Genomic DNA, 15,564 nt, shown 5'->3' with positions numbered 1-15,564 from the left:
TAAAAAATAATGCAAACTCCAAAAAGAATAGCTGTAGTGGGTTCCGGCTTAGTCGGATCTTTATTAGCTATTTACTTACGCAAAGCAGGTCATACAGTTCATATTTATGACAGAAGTCCTGATATTAGACAAATTCAATTCTCAGGACGTTCTATAAATTTAGCCATGTCAAACCGCGGTTGGAAAGCTTTAGACGGCGTAGGTGTAGGAGATGCAGTTCGTGAAATTGCAATTCCCATGGAGAAACGTGCCATTCATTTGGTAGACAAACTTAATTTTCAGAATTACGGCCAAGAAGGTGAAGCCATTTACTCTATTTCGAGAGGAATCTTGAATCGAAAAATGATAGATCTTGCCGAAGAAGCTGGAGCAGAGTTTTTCTTTGACCAGAAAATCTGGGATGTAACCTTAAAAGAAGCCACTTTACATATCGGGGAAACCGAAAGAGGAGTTTGGGAAGAAAAAAAATATGATATTGTCTTTGGTGCTGATGGGGCATTTTCCAGAATTCGCCACCGCATGCAACGTCAAAGTATGTTTAATTACTCCCAAGAGTTTTTGAATATGGGGTACAAAGAATTAAATATTCCTGCAAACCCAGACGGAACACATAAATTAGATAAGAATTCCTTTCATATTTGGCCTCGCGGTGACTATATGTTGATTGCGCTGCCTAATCTGGATGGTAGTTTTACTTGTACCTTATTTATGCCTTTTGAAGGCGAAAACTCATTTGATTTATTAAAAGACCGCAAGGAAGTAGAAGCTTTTTTTGAAAAAAACTTTCCGGATTCTATTGATGTAATCCCAAAATTAGCCGAAGATTTTTTCAATAACCCAACAAGTACTTTGGTGACTATGAAATGTTATCCTTGGACTTATCAAGATAAGGTAGCTTTGATTGGAGATGCCTGTCATGCCATTGTGCCTTTTTACGGCCAAGGAATGAATGCTGGTTTTGAGGATATTTCTGTTCTTTATGAGATGATTGAAGAGTATGGCGATAATTGGGAGTTGATTTTTTCAGAATATCAAAAATCACGCAAACCAAATGCTGATGCTATAGCGGAACTTTCGTACCGCAATTTTATGGAAATGAGTTCTAAAACGGCTGATGATAAATTCCTTTTGCAAAAGAAAATAGAGAAATGGTTCTCAGATAAACATCCTGATAAATGGATTCCTTTATATAGCAGAGTGACTTTTAGCGACCGCCCTTATACTGAAGCCTTGGGTATCGGTGATCTTCAAAATGCTATTATGGAGAAAGTTTTAAAAACAGAGAATATTGAGAATGTCTGGGACAGCGCACTAATCGAAAATAAAATACTCGAATTGCTGAAATAGTTTTTTTTAGGAGCTATTCCCGCTATTCGTTGCAATCTTTTTTATCCTCTACCTAAACGGTAGAGGATAATAAAGGATTTTCACTGCTATCGGGGCTACATTATTCCTCGCGATGCACTTTTGTGAAATCAAATGCAGGCTGGCAAATCGCGATATACTCGCATTCTTCATCAAAAGGGTTTGAATATTGAACCCGAGTGTTTTTCTCTATTTTAATAGATTGCCCAGTTTCAAGTATGACAATCTCGTCATCAATAATAAATTGCTTTTTTCCTTTTATAATATAAGTGTATTCGTCAAACTCAGGGGTTTGATAGGGTTCGCTCCATTTTGGAGGCGCGATCATGTGAGCAATGGAAATGTCTGGGTTCTTGGTCGAAGCCAATCCATGGTGCTCTTCAATTAATTTGCCATCCGTCGTTGGGACAATAAAAGGAGCATTTTGGATGAAATATTTTTTCATTTTTTGTTATATATGTTGTTTGCAAAATAGATGAATCTTGGAGTTCTTATTTGGGTAATTTCAAAGTAAACTTGAAACTCCATCTCTATCATTAAATTTTATTTTTTTAATATTTTCGACAAAATCCCAAAGACTCCTCTAATAAAAGTGGCGCTAGTTAAAACTTTTATAACTGATTTACCCATTGCGCTATTGTCTTTTTTTGATTGGGTTGTTATGGTTTTAGTTGTTTTTTCTTCTTGTTTCTCTTTTTCTTCTTGAGCAGCTTCCTCTTCGATAATTGTGATTTTTTTATTGAGCATTTCGTATGCGCTTTCACGATCGATAAGTTCACTGTATTTTTTTACTAACTTCGATTTGCTGTTGATTTCTTGTATTTCACTTTCGGTCAAAATATCCATTCGGCTCATTGGAGCACGCATCATGGTGGCTACAAGAGGAGTGGGGATTCCTTTTTCGTTAAGTGCGGTAACTAATGCCTCACCAATTCCCAAGCTAGTCAAGACTTCACTAGTATTGTAATAGTCAGAAGTAGGATAATTGTCAGCAGTTTGGTTGATAGATTTTCTGTCTTTTGCTGTAAAAGCCCGCAATGCGTGTTGGATTTTTAATCCCAATTGCGCCAATACGCCACTTGGAACGTCCATTGGGTTTTGTGTTACAAAATAAATACCAACTCCTTTAGATCGTATTAGTTTTACAATGGTTTCAATTTGTTCTAATAAGGCTTTACTCGCTTCATTAAAGATTAAATGTGCTTCGTCAATAAATATGACTAATTCTGGCTGGTCTGAATCTCCTTTTTCGGGCATTTGTTGGTAGATTTCAGCTAGCATACTTAGCATGAAAGTAGAGAATAACTTAGGTTTATCTTGAATATCGGTCAATCGAAGGATATTTATATAGCCTTTTCCGTTCTCGTCAATTCGCATTAAGTCATCAATATCAAATGACATTTCGCCAAAAAACAGTTCTGCTCCTTGCTGTTCTAGTTCAATAATTTTTCTTAGAATGATTCCTGTAGTCGAAGTGGATATCCTTCCGTAGCTTTTTGTAATTTCCTCTTTGCCTTCCTCAGTAATATAGTTGATTACCTTTTTGATATCCTTTAGGTCTAATAAAGGCATCTTATTGTCATCACAGTATTTAAAAATCACTGATACTACACCACTTTGTGTGTCATTAAGGTCTAAAATCCGAGAAAATAACACCGGGCCAAATTCAGAAACGGTGGCACGAAGCCGTACTCCATTCTGTTCAGATAGGGTTAATAGTTCAACTGGGAATTTTGCTGTATGATAAGGAAGGTTGATTTTGGCATGGCGATCTGTTATAAAAGACTTTTCTTCACCTTCTTTTGCAATACCGCTAAAATCACCTTTGATGTCCATCATTAATACTGGAATTCCAAAAGGAGATAATTGCTCAGATAGAACTTGGATAGTTTTTGTTTTTCCAGTACCTGTTGCACCTGCAATTAATCCATGTCTATTTAAAGTCTTTAATGGAATTTTTACATGGGCATCTCCCAAGGCTTCACCGTCAAGGATTGCGCCGCCTAGGGTTATACTCTCTCCTTTTGAAGTATATCCTTCAGTGATTAGTTCTATAAAATCTTCTTTCTTGCCCATGGTGTAAATCAATTAAAATGAGATGCAATATATTATAATTAAAATTATTTTTGATTTAAATGGAAGTATTTTCGTGTTTAACTCATGTTTATTCCTATTTTGTTGCTAATAAGTAAAAAAAATAATTTTAACTATAACAGACTAAATTTTGAATTAATATCTTTTTAATTCATAAAAACATGGTTTATTTTTTAAAAAACAGTAAATTTGTTTAACGATGCTGATGAAAAAACAAATAATTGTAAAATCTGATTTTATTCCGAATAAAATTAATTCTGAATAAAATTAAAAAAAGTTTTTTTATTTGAACTATTCATATAAATTTGCGGGACTACAAGTTTATTATAACTAAAAATAAATTATTTAAAACTATTAAAATTAAAAAAAATGGCAAACGTTAAAAAAGAAAGCACTTCAAACGGAGGAGGAATGGTTTCAGGGCTTATTATTGTTGCATGTATTGGTGTTGGTGTATTAATCTGGAAATTCATCATGGGTAACCCTTCGAATTTTGAAGGTGGAAATATTGAAACAGGACATCCTTTGAATCTTTTAGGACAAGTATATCATGGAGGTGTAGTTGTACCAGTATTGTTAGGAATGTTATTAATGGTTCTTGTTTTTTCTATTGAAAGATTTTTCGTTATATCTAAAGCAGCTGGAAAAACTAAATTAGATACTTTTATGACTAAGATACAAGCAAGTATCAAAGAAGGTCAAATCGAAGAAGCTATTGTGTCTTGTGATAAACAACAAGGTTCTGTTGCAAATGCAATTAAATCTGCACTAGTGAAATACCAAGCAGTTAAGAAAGAAGGATTTAATAGTGAAGAGGCAGCAGAGACTATTCACAAAGAAATAGAAGAAGCTACTTCACTTGAAATGCCTATGTTACAAAAGAATATGACGATTATTTCGTCTTTGGTTTCTTTGGGTACTCTTGTTGGATTGTTAGGAACTGTATCGGGTATGATTAAAGCATTTGGTGCATTGGCAGCGGCAGGAACTCCTGATCAAGCGGCTTTGGCAAATGGTATTTCTGAAGCACTTATTAATACTGCAACAGGTATTGGAACTTCAGCTGTAGCGATTATTTCTTACAATTTCTTTACTTCAAAAATTGATGACTTAACTTATTCTATTGACGAAGCTGCTGTTTCAATTGTGAATACTTACAGAAGATTCAGAGGAAGTTTGAAGCAATAATATTTTGATATTTATATCAAATAAAAAACATAAAGAATGGCTAAAATAAAAATAAAAAAAAATCCGGGGTCTACAGACATGACTGCTATGTGCGATGTCGCATTCCTTTTGCTTACCTTCTTTGTAATGACTTCAACAGCCAAAATACCTGAAGCACTAGTTGTAGATCTTCCTGCTTCACAAGTTCAGACTAAATTGCCTGAATCTGATTTGGCTACTTTAACAGTAGGTCAAGGGAAAGTATTCTTTGATTTGAAAGGAAGAGAAGTTCGTACTAGAACCTTAGAGTTGATGGGAGAGAAATACGGTGTGACTTTTTCTGATGCTGATAAACAGACATTTTCAATGATGGATGATTTTGGTGTGCCGATTCTTAATCTTCAACAAATAATTGAGATGAAAGCAGCTGATAGGAGTAAAGCGGGGCAGCCTGGTATTCCTATTGATTCGCTTGATAATCAGTTAAAAGAATGGATCTATAATGCGCGTATTGCTAATATAGAGGTTAACGATAAAGAATTGCAAGTTGCTATTAAAGGTGACGGAAAAGAAGAGTATCCAGCCATTAGAAAAGTGATGGATATTTTACAAGAGCAAAAAATCAATAGCTTTAGTTTAGTTACTGGTTTGAGAGGAAAAGATTTTTAATAAAAAAAAGACACTATAATGGCTGAATTAAATACCGGCGACGACGGAGGCGGAAAAGGTGGCAAAGTAAGAAGTAAAAAATCAAACGCAAAAGTAGATTTAACTGCTATGGTGGATTTGGCCTTCTTATTGATAACATTCTTTATGCTTACCACGACGTTGTCTAAACCTCAATCGATGAGTTTGGGGTTGCCAGATAAAGATGATGATCCTTCTAAAAACAAAGATATTAAAGTAGATGAAAATCGTACAATGACGGTCTTGTTAGGAGAAAATAATAAATTAGTTTATTATATGGGGTTGTTAGCAACGCCGATTGGTGGTCCAAAAGACATGGCTTTTGGTAAAGACGGAATTCGTAAAGAATTATTGTCTCGAAAAGTATCAGTTGTGGAATATACAGGGAGTAAAGACAAAGGGATGATTGTTATTATTAAACCTAGTAAGAAATCGAAGTATAAAAACTTAGTTGACATTCTTGATGAAATGGCAATTACAGGAGTTGAAACCTATGCTATCGTACCTGAATTTACACCAGAGGAACAAAAATTGTTAGAAGGAAAGTAAGTTTTATTCTTATGCCCCAATAACCTAATAATTAAGAAAAATGAAATTAGACATATTAAAAAATCAATGGCTTGATATCGTATTCGAAGGGCGTAATAAAGTTTACGGAGCTTATGAATTAAGAAAGTCAAACAGAAAAACTACTATAAAAGCGCTTATTCTTGGAGCGATATTTTTTAGTGTTGCTCTGGCAGCTCCTCTTATCATAGACTTACTTCCTAAAGGTGCCGAAGAAGATATAGACAGGGATATTAAAATCACTGCTATTAAACTTCCACCGAAGAAAAAAGAAGAGCCTAAATTAAATGTGCCACCACCACCACCACCACCACCAAAAGTGGATCAGGTTAAGTTTGTGAAGCCAGTGGTTGCTAAGGCAGAAGAAGTGACTGAAGAGCCACCGAAGATTGTCGAAATGAAGGAAAAAAAGATTGGTGCTGAAACAATCAAAGGAGATCCTGATGCAGTATTAACTGTAGCGCCAGTAGGGCCAGGACCAACTAAGATAGTTGAAGAAGACAATCAAATTTACAACACGGCAGGTATCGAAGTGAAACCTGAATTTCCAGGAGGAATGGATAAGTTTTACACTTATGTAGGTAAAAACTATCGTGCACCAGAAGAAGAAGGTTTGAAAGGTAAAGTTTACGTTACTTTTGTTGTTGAAAAAGATGGTTCATTAACAGATATCAAAGTACTTAGAGATATTGGTTATGGAACAGGAAAAGAAGCAATAAGAGTTTTGGAAAGATGTCCTAGATGGAATCCAGGAGTTCAAAATGGAAAACCGGTAAGGGTACTTTATTCTCTTCCGATCACTATTCAAACTGCAGATTAATGTTGGAAAATATAAATAGAAATATTCAGAAGAAATCGCTTAAAGAGCGATTTCTTCTCGTTATAGGAGTTTTGTTTTTTGTTGTCTATTTTGTTTTGGGATTATTTATTATCTTTATGGATAACTTTCCTTTAGACATGAAACGTGAATATAGGATTGGTTTTGGAATGATACTAATTATATACGCTTTTATTAGGTTAGCGCGTTTTATTAAAGATAACAAAGAGTAAATTATGAAAAACTTCGTGAAATATCCGTATTTAGCTGTCGCTTTAGTGTTTGCAATGGTTATAGCTTGCAAAGAAGGTGATTCTCCTAAGAAGGCTAATGAGACAATTCTTAAGGGTAAAACAACGATTCTCGTTGATGAAACATTGAAACCAATTATTGATGATCAGATAGAGATTTTTGAAAGTAAGTACGATGCTAAAATTACGTTAGTGGCAAAGTCTGAACGGGAATTGATCAACGCTATGCTTAATGATACCAGTTCTATTGCTGTTTTGAGTAGACCACTGAGTGATGAAGAGACGAAAGTTTTTCAGTCAAAAAAGATTCTTCCTAAAACCACTAAGATAGGAACGGATGCGATTGCGTTTATTTCAAACAAAAGCAGAAAAGATACTTTAATTGATTTAGAGGACGTAATCAGGTTTCTACAAGGTAAAGAACAATCTAATGTAAAAGGATTGGTTTTTGACAATCCTAATTCAAGTACAGTACGTTATATTAATGATTTAGCAGGACTCAAAGAAATGCCTGAAAAAGATGTTTTTTCATTTAAAACAAATGAAGACGTAATTAAATATGTATCGGAAAATGACGGAATGATTGGTGTGCTGGGAGTCAATTGGTTATCTCAACCAAAGCCCAATATGAAAAATTTTATGAAAAACATTAACGTTTTGAATGTTAAAGGTCTTAATAATATTGGGTATTTTGCGCCTACTCAAAATAACATTGCAGAAGGAAAGTATCCTTTGGCACGTGATTTGTATATAATAAACTGTCAGGGATACTCTGGATTAGGAATGGGGTTCGCTTCATTTGTTGCCGGGGATATAGGACAAAGAATAATTTTAAAATCTGGTTTACTTCCAGTTAGGACGCCAGGAAGGAATATGATTATCAGAAATTCAATTAATATTGAAGAAAAAAAATGATAATTAATATGAATATGAATAAATAAAAAAATGTTAAAAATGAACAAATTTAAAATTTTAAGTGTTGCCTTTTTGGCTACCGTAACGTTAAGTCATGCGCAAGATATCGATCAAGCAAAAAAAGAGATTGACGCTGAAAAATTCCAAAATGCAAAAACAACGTTAAAATCAATAATTAAATCAGATCCAGATAAAGGACTTGCTTATTTCCTTTTAGGAAATGTTTATCTTACTCAAAAGGTGGCGGATTCTGCAAAAATCAGTTATGATAATGGTGTAAAGGCTAAGGATGAGGCGCACTTTAATTATATTGGGTTAGGTCAATTAGATCTTAACGCTAATAATTCAGCTGCTGCCAAAACTAAATTTGAAGTTGCTATTAAAGAAATGGGTAGAAGAGATTTTGAAGAGTTTGTATATGTTGCTAAAGCATATATGAATGCTGAAAAACCAGATTACAAAGCTGCTATCAGTACTTTAAAAAGAGTTAATGAAAAATACAACCAAGAACCTATTGTGTTGCTTGCTTTAGGAGATGCTTATTATGGTGATAAAAACCAAAATGAAGCATATTCAGCATACCGTAATGCATTTCAAGCGGACAATTCTTTAATTAGAGCAAAAATGCAATTAGGGGTTTTGCTTAAAGGAGCTAAAGCATATACTGAAGCTGTAAAAGCATTCAATGATGTAATCGCAACTAATCCTAACTACGGACCACTTTACCGTGAGCTTGCAGAAACTTATTACTACTGGGCAGTTAATGTACCATCTAAAAATGATGAATACATGAAACAAGCATTGTCATATTATGAAAAATACATGAGCCTAACAGATTATTCTTTGGCTTCTCGTATGCGTCATGCTGACTTCTTGATTGTTGCTCATGATTATAAAGCTTTAGAAATTGAAGCTAATAAAATGAAGGAAATCGACAATGTAAATCCAAGGATTTTACGTTATTTAGGTTACTCTGCATACTTTAATGATAATGTGGATGTTGCTATTAAAGCATTACAAGACTATACTTCAAATGCATCTAATAATGTGATGTCTCTTGATTATTTATATCTTGGTTTATCAAATATTAAAAAATCAACAATGGGTGCTGACGCAACAGTTGCTGAACCAGTATTGTTTAATAAAGGAATTGCTCTTGTTAAGAAAGCATATGACATGGAAAATGCTGTCGCTAATGACTTAAGCGAAGCTGGAAAAGATCTTTATGAGAAAAAAATGTATAAAGAAGCAGCAGCTATCTTTGAAATTGCAACTTCTTACAAAGAATCTAAAAACTATTTGCTTGACAATTTCTATTTAGGTAACTCTTTGTATTTTGATAACACAAAAAGCGGTGCTGTAAGAGATACAATTGCTTTGAATAAAGCAGATATTGCTTTTGGAAATGTAATTGAAGCTTCACCAGCGACTCAGGATGTATATGTTTACCGTGCAAGAACTAATAGTTTACTTGGAAATGATGAGTTGATGATTAAATATTACCAACAATATATTGACATTGTAACTAAAAAAGGGGCAGAAGAATTGGCTAAAGCTGCAGTGAAAACTAAATTAATTGAAGCTTATAACACTATGGCTGCTGGTTATGCTAACACAGATAAAGCAAAAGCTATTGAGTTCTTTAATAAAACACTTGCAATAGATTCTGAAAACGGATACGCAAAACAGTCTTTGAACACGCTTAAATAATATAATTTATTTAATAGATTAAAACCGATAGCTTTAACGCTATCGGTTTTTTTTTTGTTTACTTATAAAAAATTACAAGTTGGTTTCTAGTTGATTTGTCGATTTTATCTCTTCTTTTTTTGTTTCTATATGAAGAGTAGTAAGTAGGATTCAGATAGTTTTGTAGGTATTTTTTAGAAAGCATTTCCATATAATTTAATTACTCACTTTCAAATTGGTTATATTTGCAGCTTTAAATTACAATAATGCTATCAAAAGAAGTACAGTTAGAAGTGAATAAAGGGGCGATGCTTCCCTTAATGGAGGAGTTTTATACAATTCAAGGTGAAGGGTTTCATACGGGAACTGCGGCTTATTTTGTAAGGATAGGTGGCTGTGATGTAGGTTGTCATTGGTGCGATGTTAAAGAAAGTTGGAATGCTAGTTTGCATCCTCCTACAAGTGTCGATTTAATTGTAGCAAATGCAAGTAAGTATGCTGAAACTGTCGTGGTGACAGGAGGAGAACCATTAATGTGGGATATGACTCTGCTAACACAAATGCTTAAGGATAATCAGCGTAAGGTTCATATTGAAACTTCTGGAGCCTATGATCTTACCGGAACATGGGATTGGATTTGTCTTTCGCCAAAGAAAAATAAATTACCTACCAAAACGGTTTATGACAAAGCGCATGAACTGAAAGTCATCATTTTTAATAAGCATGATTTTATTTTTGCAGAAGAGCAAGCTGAGTTGGTGAACGACGACGCAATTCTATTTCTTCAGCCAGAATGGAGCAAGAAAGAAGAAATGACGCCGCTAATAGTGGACTATGTAATGAATAATCCAAAATGGAGAGTATCACTACAAACACATAAATATCTAAATATACCGTAATCGGAATATTAATACGTAAAAAAGCCAAACAATAGTCGTTGTTTGGCTTTTTTAGTATTATACAATCAAGCATTTTTTTTTACCAGTTGTTTCTTTTTTTTAATTCGGTGATGTGTGCTAAATGATGGTTTCCATGCCAAGCATACGTTCCAATTATTTCTTTAAGCGCAAATTCATTTCCGTTTTCAGGATGAATGAAGCTTTTTTCTAAATCTTTTTCGGATAGACTATTCATAATGTAAGCCAGTCTAAAGTGTAATCCCTCAAGTAATGATAAAGTGGGTTCAATGGGCATTGTTAGACTATCGTTTAGGTCAGACCACAAATTTTCATCATATTGTTTTATGACTGGTTTGTTTTCTGTTAAAGTCCATTTTATTCTTATATAGCAATTCATATGGCTTTCTGCGCAATGATGAATTAGTTGACGTACCGTCCAGCCACCTTCACGGTAGTATGTGTCAAGTTGTAACGCTGTTAAATGTGCGACTTCCTTTTTTAATATTTCTGGAAAAGCTGCTATTTCTGCTATTTTTTCTAACAGGTAATTTTTGGAATAAATTCTAGGAGCTGTAAATTTTCCAATCGGATAGCTTAATTTTTCTAAATTTAGATTTTCCATTTATCGCTGCTTTACTTTTTTAAGTCTTTGTGGTTGCTTCTAAATCGAAAGCTTTGCCAAATAATCATAATGCTCGCCTTCTAAAATCAATTCTGATTTTAAGTCATTGGCGAACGCCGCGTTCTGAAGGGTGTTGTAATCAATATACATCCAGTCAAAAGGTTTTTCTTTTTCGCCTTTGTAAGCAATGTTGAAAACAACTTCGCCATAATAGGCATTGTCAGATGGAATCCACTTTCCGCCATCTTCGTCGTCGTCAAACATATAGATGATGTCAGAACTATCCATTAAAATTTGTCCCCCAGGATTCAGTAGCGATTTTAGTTTTAAAAGGAATTTTGGAATGTTTTTTAGTTTTCCACACATACCTGCACCATTCATCAATAATAAGATGGTATCGTATTTTTCGTTTTCCAGGGTCATAACGTCTTGTACTCTTGCGTCATTTATTCCGCGTAATGTACAAGCTGCAATTGCATTTGCAGAAATGTCGATTGCCGTTACTTCTAAATTTCTTTCATTTTGTAAAGTCAAACTGTGGCTTCCTGCGCCACAACCTACGTCCAGTACTCTGCCTTTGGCAAGTTGAAGTGCTTTTTGTTCCATTTTTGGCATTTCGCTATAGGAACGGAATAGATAAGCTACACTCATTTCGTCTTCTTCGGAAATTGTAGTTTCGGTAATTAAGTCTTCAGGAGAATTATTCGTTTGAAAATCAAGGATGGCTTTGCCAAAAAGGTCTTTCATCTTTTTTGTTTAAAGTTTCAGGTTTCAGGTTACAAGTTTGTTACTTTTGTGGTTCCAACTTTAAATTTTAAACTTGAAACACATTTTAAACAACCTTCCTAAAGAAGCCAAAGATAAGCATATAGAAAACAAAAAGTATTTCGATAAGCTTAAAAAGAAAACGCCTAAGAATTTAGATTATGTGATGCAGGATTTACATGACGCTGAATTTAAGAAGACGGACTGTTTAAAATGTGCTAATTGTTGTAAAACAACGGGACCATTGTTTACATTAGCAGACATCGAGCGCGTATCAAAATACTTGAAACAAAAACCACAGCAGTTTATCGAACAAAACTTGCGCATTGATGAAGATAAGGATTATGTGCTGCAAAGTGTTCCTTGTACTTTTCTAGATGATGAGAATGAATGTATGATTTATGATGTGCGACCAAAAGCATGTAGAGAATTTCCTCACACAGACAGAAAGAAGTTTAATCAAATTACAGATTTAACTTTAAAAAATCTTGCAATCTGCCCTGCAGCTTATAATATAGTTGAAGAAATGAAGAAGAAATTGCCGTTGTAGAACGTTGCTGTTTCTTTCTTCTTGGCTGTTGAAGTCAAATCAGTATATCAAGTATCTTGTTCTCATTTCTTTAAACGAGGTTAATCCTTTTTCCCAGCTTTTTCTTATTTCTTCTTCAGGGAGTCCATTTTCCAGTTGGGCTTGAAGTTTTTTAGTTCCTGCTAGTTTTGTGAAAAACGCGTTAAAGAATTTTGATTTGTCGTTGGTGGTTTTAAAAGCGTTAATCAGCCATTTTAATTCCAATTGGTTTACTTTGGCAATAGCCGACAAGTCTTCACCAAAACATTCGACCCCATTATAAACTGGGTTTTGTGCTCCTACGTTTGGTTTTGGTGTGAAACTAAAGTTGCTTTTTGGTAAGTAAGGAGATCCGTAAATTTGAAATTGTTTCTCCGTTCCTCTGCCTACACTTACATTGGTTCCTTCAAAAAAGCATAAACTTGCATATAGATTAATGGATTGATCATTCGGGAGATTCGGTGATGGTTTCACAGGGAGGCTATAAGTCATTTCTCGGTTGTAATTAGTGCAAGGGATAATTGTTAACTTACATTGAATATTATTTTTCAACCATTTTTCTCCATTAATCATTTGTCCATATTCGCCTATAGTCATACCGTGTAAAATAGGAATTGGGTGCATGCCTACAAAACTCGAATATTCCTTTTCTAAAATGGGGCCGTCCATAATGTTTCCATTAGGATTAGGCCTGTCAAGAATAATTAGTGGGATGTTATTTTCGGCGCAAGCTTCCATTACATAATGCAAAGAGGAAATATAGGTGTAAAATCGGGCGCCTACATCTTGCAGATCAAATACCATAATGTCGATTCCGGCTAATTGTGCTTGCTTCGGTTTTTTGTTGTCGCCATATAGTGATATGATATGAAGTCCTGTTGTGCTGTCTTTCCCATCAACTACATGCTCGCCTGCGTCAGCAGTCCCTCGAAAACCATGTTCTGGTGCAAATATTTTTTGAACTGCGATATTTTTTTCTACAAGAAAATCGACAATATGAATGCCGTTTGATAAGAGCCCCGATTGGTTCGTTACAATTCCAATTTTTTTATCTTGTAATAAAGGTAAGTAGGCTTCAAAATTATCTGCACCAGTTTTAGTGGTTAATGCGTTGTTTTTTTCGCTTTTTATTAATTCCTCTTTTGAGTAAACTGCAGTTGCAATAGTATCTTGAGCCCAGTTCTTCTTTGATACGTTGTTTCTGTCTGTTATGCTAGAACAAGCTAATAAAAGAGTCAACGGAATGATTTTAAACGAGATTTTTTTTATAAATAGAATCATATTTATTGGTGTAGAATAAATTAGTGTCAATTAGTGTAATTCGCGTTTTAGCTGTATTTTTGAAGCCAAATAAGAAACTCAATAAAATTGAATTTAGAATACTTCATAGCCAAACGACTAATAACTGCTAAAGATTATAAAAGTAGCATATCTGCACCAATTATAAAAATTGCAATTTCAGCCATTGCCATAGGAATGATCATGATGATTGTTTCGGTAGCAACAGGAATTGGGCTGCAACAAAAGATACGGGAAAAAATATCAGCATTTAATGGCCATATCATTATTTCCAATTATGACAATAACCAATCAGAAGTTACTTTAGTCCCAATTTCGAAAAATCAGGATTTTTATCCCAAGTTTAAATCGGTTGACGGAGTAAGTCATATTCAGGCCATTGCAAGCAAAGCTGGAATTATAAGAACAGAGACCGCTTTTGAGGGAATTGTTTTCAAGGGTGTTGGTGCTGATTATCAGTGGAAAAACATAGAGGACTATCTTGTTTCTGGGAAATTACCTGATTTTTCAGCTAAAGTAAATGAAGATGTATTGATTTCTCAATTCCTCGCCAATAGATTAAAGCTGAAAGTAGGAGATGCATTTAACACCTTCTTTATGAAAGAGGGGCAGAATAAGTTGCCTAATATTCGAAGGTTTAAAATCATGGGGATTTTTAATTCAGGTTTTCAAGAATTTGATGCCACGTATATTATTGGAGATATCCGGCATATGCAACGAATTAATAAATGGAAACCCGATCAGGTTGGGGCTTTCGAAGTTTTCGTTGATGATTTTGACGATATAAAGCCAGTGGGAGATCAGGTTTATCAACAAACGGGTTCAACGCTTGACACTAAAACCATAATAGAAAAATACAGTTATATATTTGAGTGGCTTCAATTATTTGATTTCAATATTATAGTCATTTTGATTGTGATGATATTGGTAGCAACCATTAACATGGTGGTGGCATTGCTGGTACTCATTCTTGAACGTACCCAAATGATTGGGATATTAAAGGCGCTAGGCGCAAACAACTGGAGTATTCGTAAAATATTTCTGTACAATGCGTCCTATCTGATTCTTCGCGGATTATTCTGGGGAAACCTTATTGGGATATCTATCTTATTAATTCAGCAGCATTTTGGAATAATACAGCTCAATCCTGAAAATTACTATGTAAATGAGGCGCCAGTATATCTTAATTGGGGATATATAGGATTACTGAACCTTCTAACGATTAGCGTGTGTTTCCTAGTGTTGTTAATCCCTTCCTATATAATAACTAAAATCTCACCCGTCAAAGCCATTCGTTTTGATTAAAGATTAAATTGCCGTTCTGTCTTTTAAATTAGGAGCTATTTCCTGCTATTCACTACAATCTTATATGCCGAACGCCGGCATATAAGGATTTTCGTTGCTATCAGGGCTAGGGAGTCGCTTTCAAAAAGTTGTTTTTGTTTTTAATTGACAAGAAAGCGTCCTTGTTATATGGTAGTAAATTTAAAATTACAGCAATATTCATAAAGCTTCCTGTCTTTCAAAGGCAGGAAGCTTTGTTATTTGCTATAAAGGCTTCGGGAATTCTTGAATAACTGGGAGTTTTTAGGGAATTCGTTCCCGGCGCTTCGGGATTGGAGTGAGGAAATTATTGATTTAATACAGGGTTTATAGTCAAGCTACTTCCACAAAGTCTTTGTTTTTATAGGATAGTCCTGATAGCTATTGGTAGGGGAGGAAAAAAACACCTTTCAAATCACGGGTTTTCAGTAGCTTAAAGCGAAAGTTAAGAAAACATCAAAAAAAGGCGAATAAAAAGCTTGAATTAGTCAATAAAGGTGGTACTTTTGCACCCGCAACAACGAATAAGTTCTTTA

15 protein-coding genes are annotated in these 15,564 nt (G+C 34.5%); 10 read left to right on the top strand and 5 right to left on the bottom strand.

The window, feature by feature from the left end; translation table 11 throughout:
* Positions 1-9 precede the first annotated feature (9 nt).
* Positions 10-1,347: an FAD-dependent oxidoreductase gene (locus BLV91_RS07245; RefSeq protein WP_091431292.1), complete on the top strand. Its 1,338-nt coding sequence runs from the start codon at positions 10-12 to the stop codon at positions 1,345-1,347.
* A 100-nt stretch (positions 1,348-1,447) separates the two neighbouring features.
* Here the strand turns inward: BLV91_RS07245 and BLV91_RS07240 are convergent, their stop codons facing one another.
* Positions 1,448-1,810, bottom strand: a complete 363-nt coding sequence (locus BLV91_RS07240; protein ID WP_091431290.1) for a cupin domain-containing protein — start codon at positions 1,808-1,810, stop codon at positions 1,448-1,450.
* Between the two features lie 98 nt (positions 1,811-1,908).
* On the bottom strand, positions 1,909-3,441 hold the full coding sequence (locus BLV91_RS07235; RefSeq protein ID WP_091431288.1) for a helicase HerA-like domain-containing protein: 1,533 nt from the start codon (positions 3,439-3,441) through the stop codon (positions 1,909-1,911).
* Between the two features lie 387 nt (positions 3,442-3,828).
* Here BLV91_RS07235 and BLV91_RS07230 point away from each other — a divergent pair, with 387 nt between their 5' ends.
* From BLV91_RS07230 to BLV91_RS07195, 7 genes are all read left to right on the top strand, one after another.
* The gene (locus tag BLV91_RS07230) at positions 3,829-4,647 is read left to right on the top strand and encodes a MotA/TolQ/ExbB proton channel family protein (RefSeq protein ID WP_091431286.1); all 819 of its coding nucleotides are present in this window, start codon (positions 3,829-3,831) and stop codon (positions 4,645-4,647) included.
* 36 nt (positions 4,648-4,683) lie between these two features.
* A complete protein-coding gene (locus BLV91_RS07225; RefSeq protein ID WP_091431284.1) occupies positions 4,684-5,295 on the top strand; it encodes an ExbD/TolR family protein in 612 nt (203 codons plus the stop codon).
* An 18-nt stretch (positions 5,296-5,313) separates the two neighbouring features.
* Positions 5,314-5,862 (top strand): ExbD/TolR family protein, encoded by a 549-nt coding sequence (locus BLV91_RS07220; RefSeq protein WP_091431282.1) that lies wholly within the window; start codon positions 5,314-5,316, stop codon positions 5,860-5,862.
* Positions 5,863-5,902: 40 nt separating this feature from the next.
* Positions 5,903-6,700, top strand: a complete 798-nt coding sequence (locus BLV91_RS07215; RefSeq protein ID WP_091431280.1) for an energy transducer TonB — start codon at positions 5,903-5,905, stop codon at positions 6,698-6,700.
* Between the two features lie 233 nt (positions 6,701-6,933).
* Positions 6,934-7,863 (top strand): PstS family phosphate ABC transporter substrate-binding protein, encoded by a 930-nt coding sequence (locus BLV91_RS07205; RefSeq protein ID WP_091431275.1) that lies wholly within the window; start codon positions 6,934-6,936, stop codon positions 7,861-7,863.
* A gap of 39 nt (positions 7,864-7,902) precedes the next feature.
* Positions 7,903-9,573, top strand: a complete 1,671-nt coding sequence (locus BLV91_RS07200) for a tetratricopeptide repeat protein (protein WP_091431659.1) — start codon at positions 7,903-7,905, stop codon at positions 9,571-9,573.
* Between the two features lie 245 nt (positions 9,574-9,818).
* The gene (locus tag BLV91_RS07195) at positions 9,819-10,451 is read left to right on the top strand and encodes a 7-carboxy-7-deazaguanine synthase QueE (RefSeq protein WP_091431273.1); all 633 of its coding nucleotides are present in this window, start codon (positions 9,819-9,821) and stop codon (positions 10,449-10,451) included.
* A 79-nt stretch (positions 10,452-10,530) separates the two neighbouring features.
* Here the strand turns inward: BLV91_RS07195 and BLV91_RS07190 are convergent, their stop codons facing one another.
* Both BLV91_RS07190 and BLV91_RS07185 read right to left on the bottom strand, forming a co-directional pair.
* Complete coding sequence (locus BLV91_RS07190; RefSeq protein ID WP_091431271.1) at positions 10,531-11,073, bottom strand: YfiT family bacillithiol transferase; 543 nt, start codon at positions 11,071-11,073, stop codon at positions 10,531-10,533.
* Positions 11,074-11,112: 39 nt separating this feature from the next.
* The gene (locus tag BLV91_RS07185) at positions 11,113-11,820 is read right to left on the bottom strand and encodes a class I SAM-dependent methyltransferase (protein WP_091431268.1); all 708 of its coding nucleotides are present in this window, start codon (positions 11,818-11,820) and stop codon (positions 11,113-11,115) included.
* A gap of 73 nt (positions 11,821-11,893) precedes the next feature.
* On the opposite strand from BLV91_RS07185, the gene BLV91_RS07180 reads away from it, so the two are divergent.
* Positions 11,894-12,388, top strand: coding sequence for a YkgJ family cysteine cluster protein (locus tag BLV91_RS07180; protein WP_091431265.1), 495 nt, complete (start codon positions 11,894-11,896; stop codon positions 12,386-12,388).
* Between the two features lie 39 nt (positions 12,389-12,427).
* Here the strand turns inward: BLV91_RS07180 and BLV91_RS07175 are convergent, their stop codons facing one another.
* Complete coding sequence (locus tag BLV91_RS07175; RefSeq protein WP_245709627.1) at positions 12,428-13,687, bottom strand: exo-beta-N-acetylmuramidase NamZ family protein; 1,260 nt, start codon at positions 13,685-13,687, stop codon at positions 12,428-12,430.
* A gap of 87 nt (positions 13,688-13,774) precedes the next feature.
* Between BLV91_RS07175 and BLV91_RS07170 the strand changes: the two genes are divergently transcribed.
* Positions 13,775-15,010, top strand: coding sequence for an ABC transporter permease (locus BLV91_RS07170; protein ID WP_091431263.1), 1,236 nt, complete (start codon positions 13,775-13,777; stop codon positions 15,008-15,010).
* Positions 15,011-15,564 lie beyond the last annotated feature (554 nt).

The organism is Flavobacterium degerlachei, from assembly GCF_900106645.1.
Classification (GTDB): Bacteria; Bacteroidota; Bacteroidia; order Flavobacteriales; family Flavobacteriaceae; genus Flavobacterium; species Flavobacterium degerlachei.
Note: the sequence above shows the minus strand (reverse complement) of the source record. Positions and strands in the feature narration are given on the sequence as shown.

Excerpts from the sequence above, each read along its gene's own strand:
- BLV91_RS07245 (WP_091431292.1), top strand. The coding sequence starts at position 10 with ATGCAAACTCCAAAAAGAATAGCTGTAGTGGGTTCCGGCTTAGTCGGA.
- BLV91_RS07220 (WP_091431282.1), top strand. The coding sequence starts at position 5,314 with ATGGCTGAATTAAATACCGGCGACGACGGAGGCGGAAAAGGTGGCAAA.
- BLV91_RS07230 (WP_091431286.1), top strand. The coding sequence starts at position 3,829 with ATGGCAAACGTTAAAAAAGAAAGCACTTCAAACGGAGGAGGAATGGTT.
- BLV91_RS07225 (WP_091431284.1), top strand. The coding sequence starts at position 4,684 with ATGGCTAAAATAAAAATAAAAAAAAATCCGGGGTCTACAGACATGACT.
- BLV91_RS07185 (WP_091431268.1), bottom strand. The coding sequence starts at position 11,820 with ATGAAAGACCTTTTTGGCAAAGCCATCCTTGATTTTCAAACGAATAAT.
- BLV91_RS07200 (WP_091431659.1), top strand. The coding sequence starts at position 7,903 with ATGAACAAATTTAAAATTTTAAGTGTTGCCTTTTTGGCTACCGTAACG.
- BLV91_RS07235 (WP_091431288.1), bottom strand. The coding sequence starts at position 3,441 with ATGGGCAAGAAAGAAGATTTTATAGAACTAATCACTGAAGGATATACT.
- BLV91_RS07175 (WP_245709627.1), bottom strand. The coding sequence starts at position 13,687 with ATGATTCTATTTATAAAAAAAATCTCGTTTAAAATCATTCCGTTGACT.
- BLV91_RS07205 (WP_091431275.1), top strand. The coding sequence starts at position 6,934 with ATGAAAAACTTCGTGAAATATCCGTATTTAGCTGTCGCTTTAGTGTTT.
- BLV91_RS07195 (WP_091431273.1), top strand. The coding sequence starts at position 9,819 with ATGCTATCAAAAGAAGTACAGTTAGAAGTGAATAAAGGGGCGATGCTT.
- BLV91_RS07190 (WP_091431271.1), bottom strand. The coding sequence starts at position 11,073 with ATGGAAAATCTAAATTTAGAAAAATTAAGCTATCCGATTGGAAAATTT.
- BLV91_RS07240 (WP_091431290.1), bottom strand. The coding sequence starts at position 1,810 with ATGAAAAAATATTTCATCCAAAATGCTCCTTTTATTGTCCCAACGACG.
- BLV91_RS07215 (WP_091431280.1), top strand. The coding sequence starts at position 5,903 with ATGAAATTAGACATATTAAAAAATCAATGGCTTGATATCGTATTCGAA.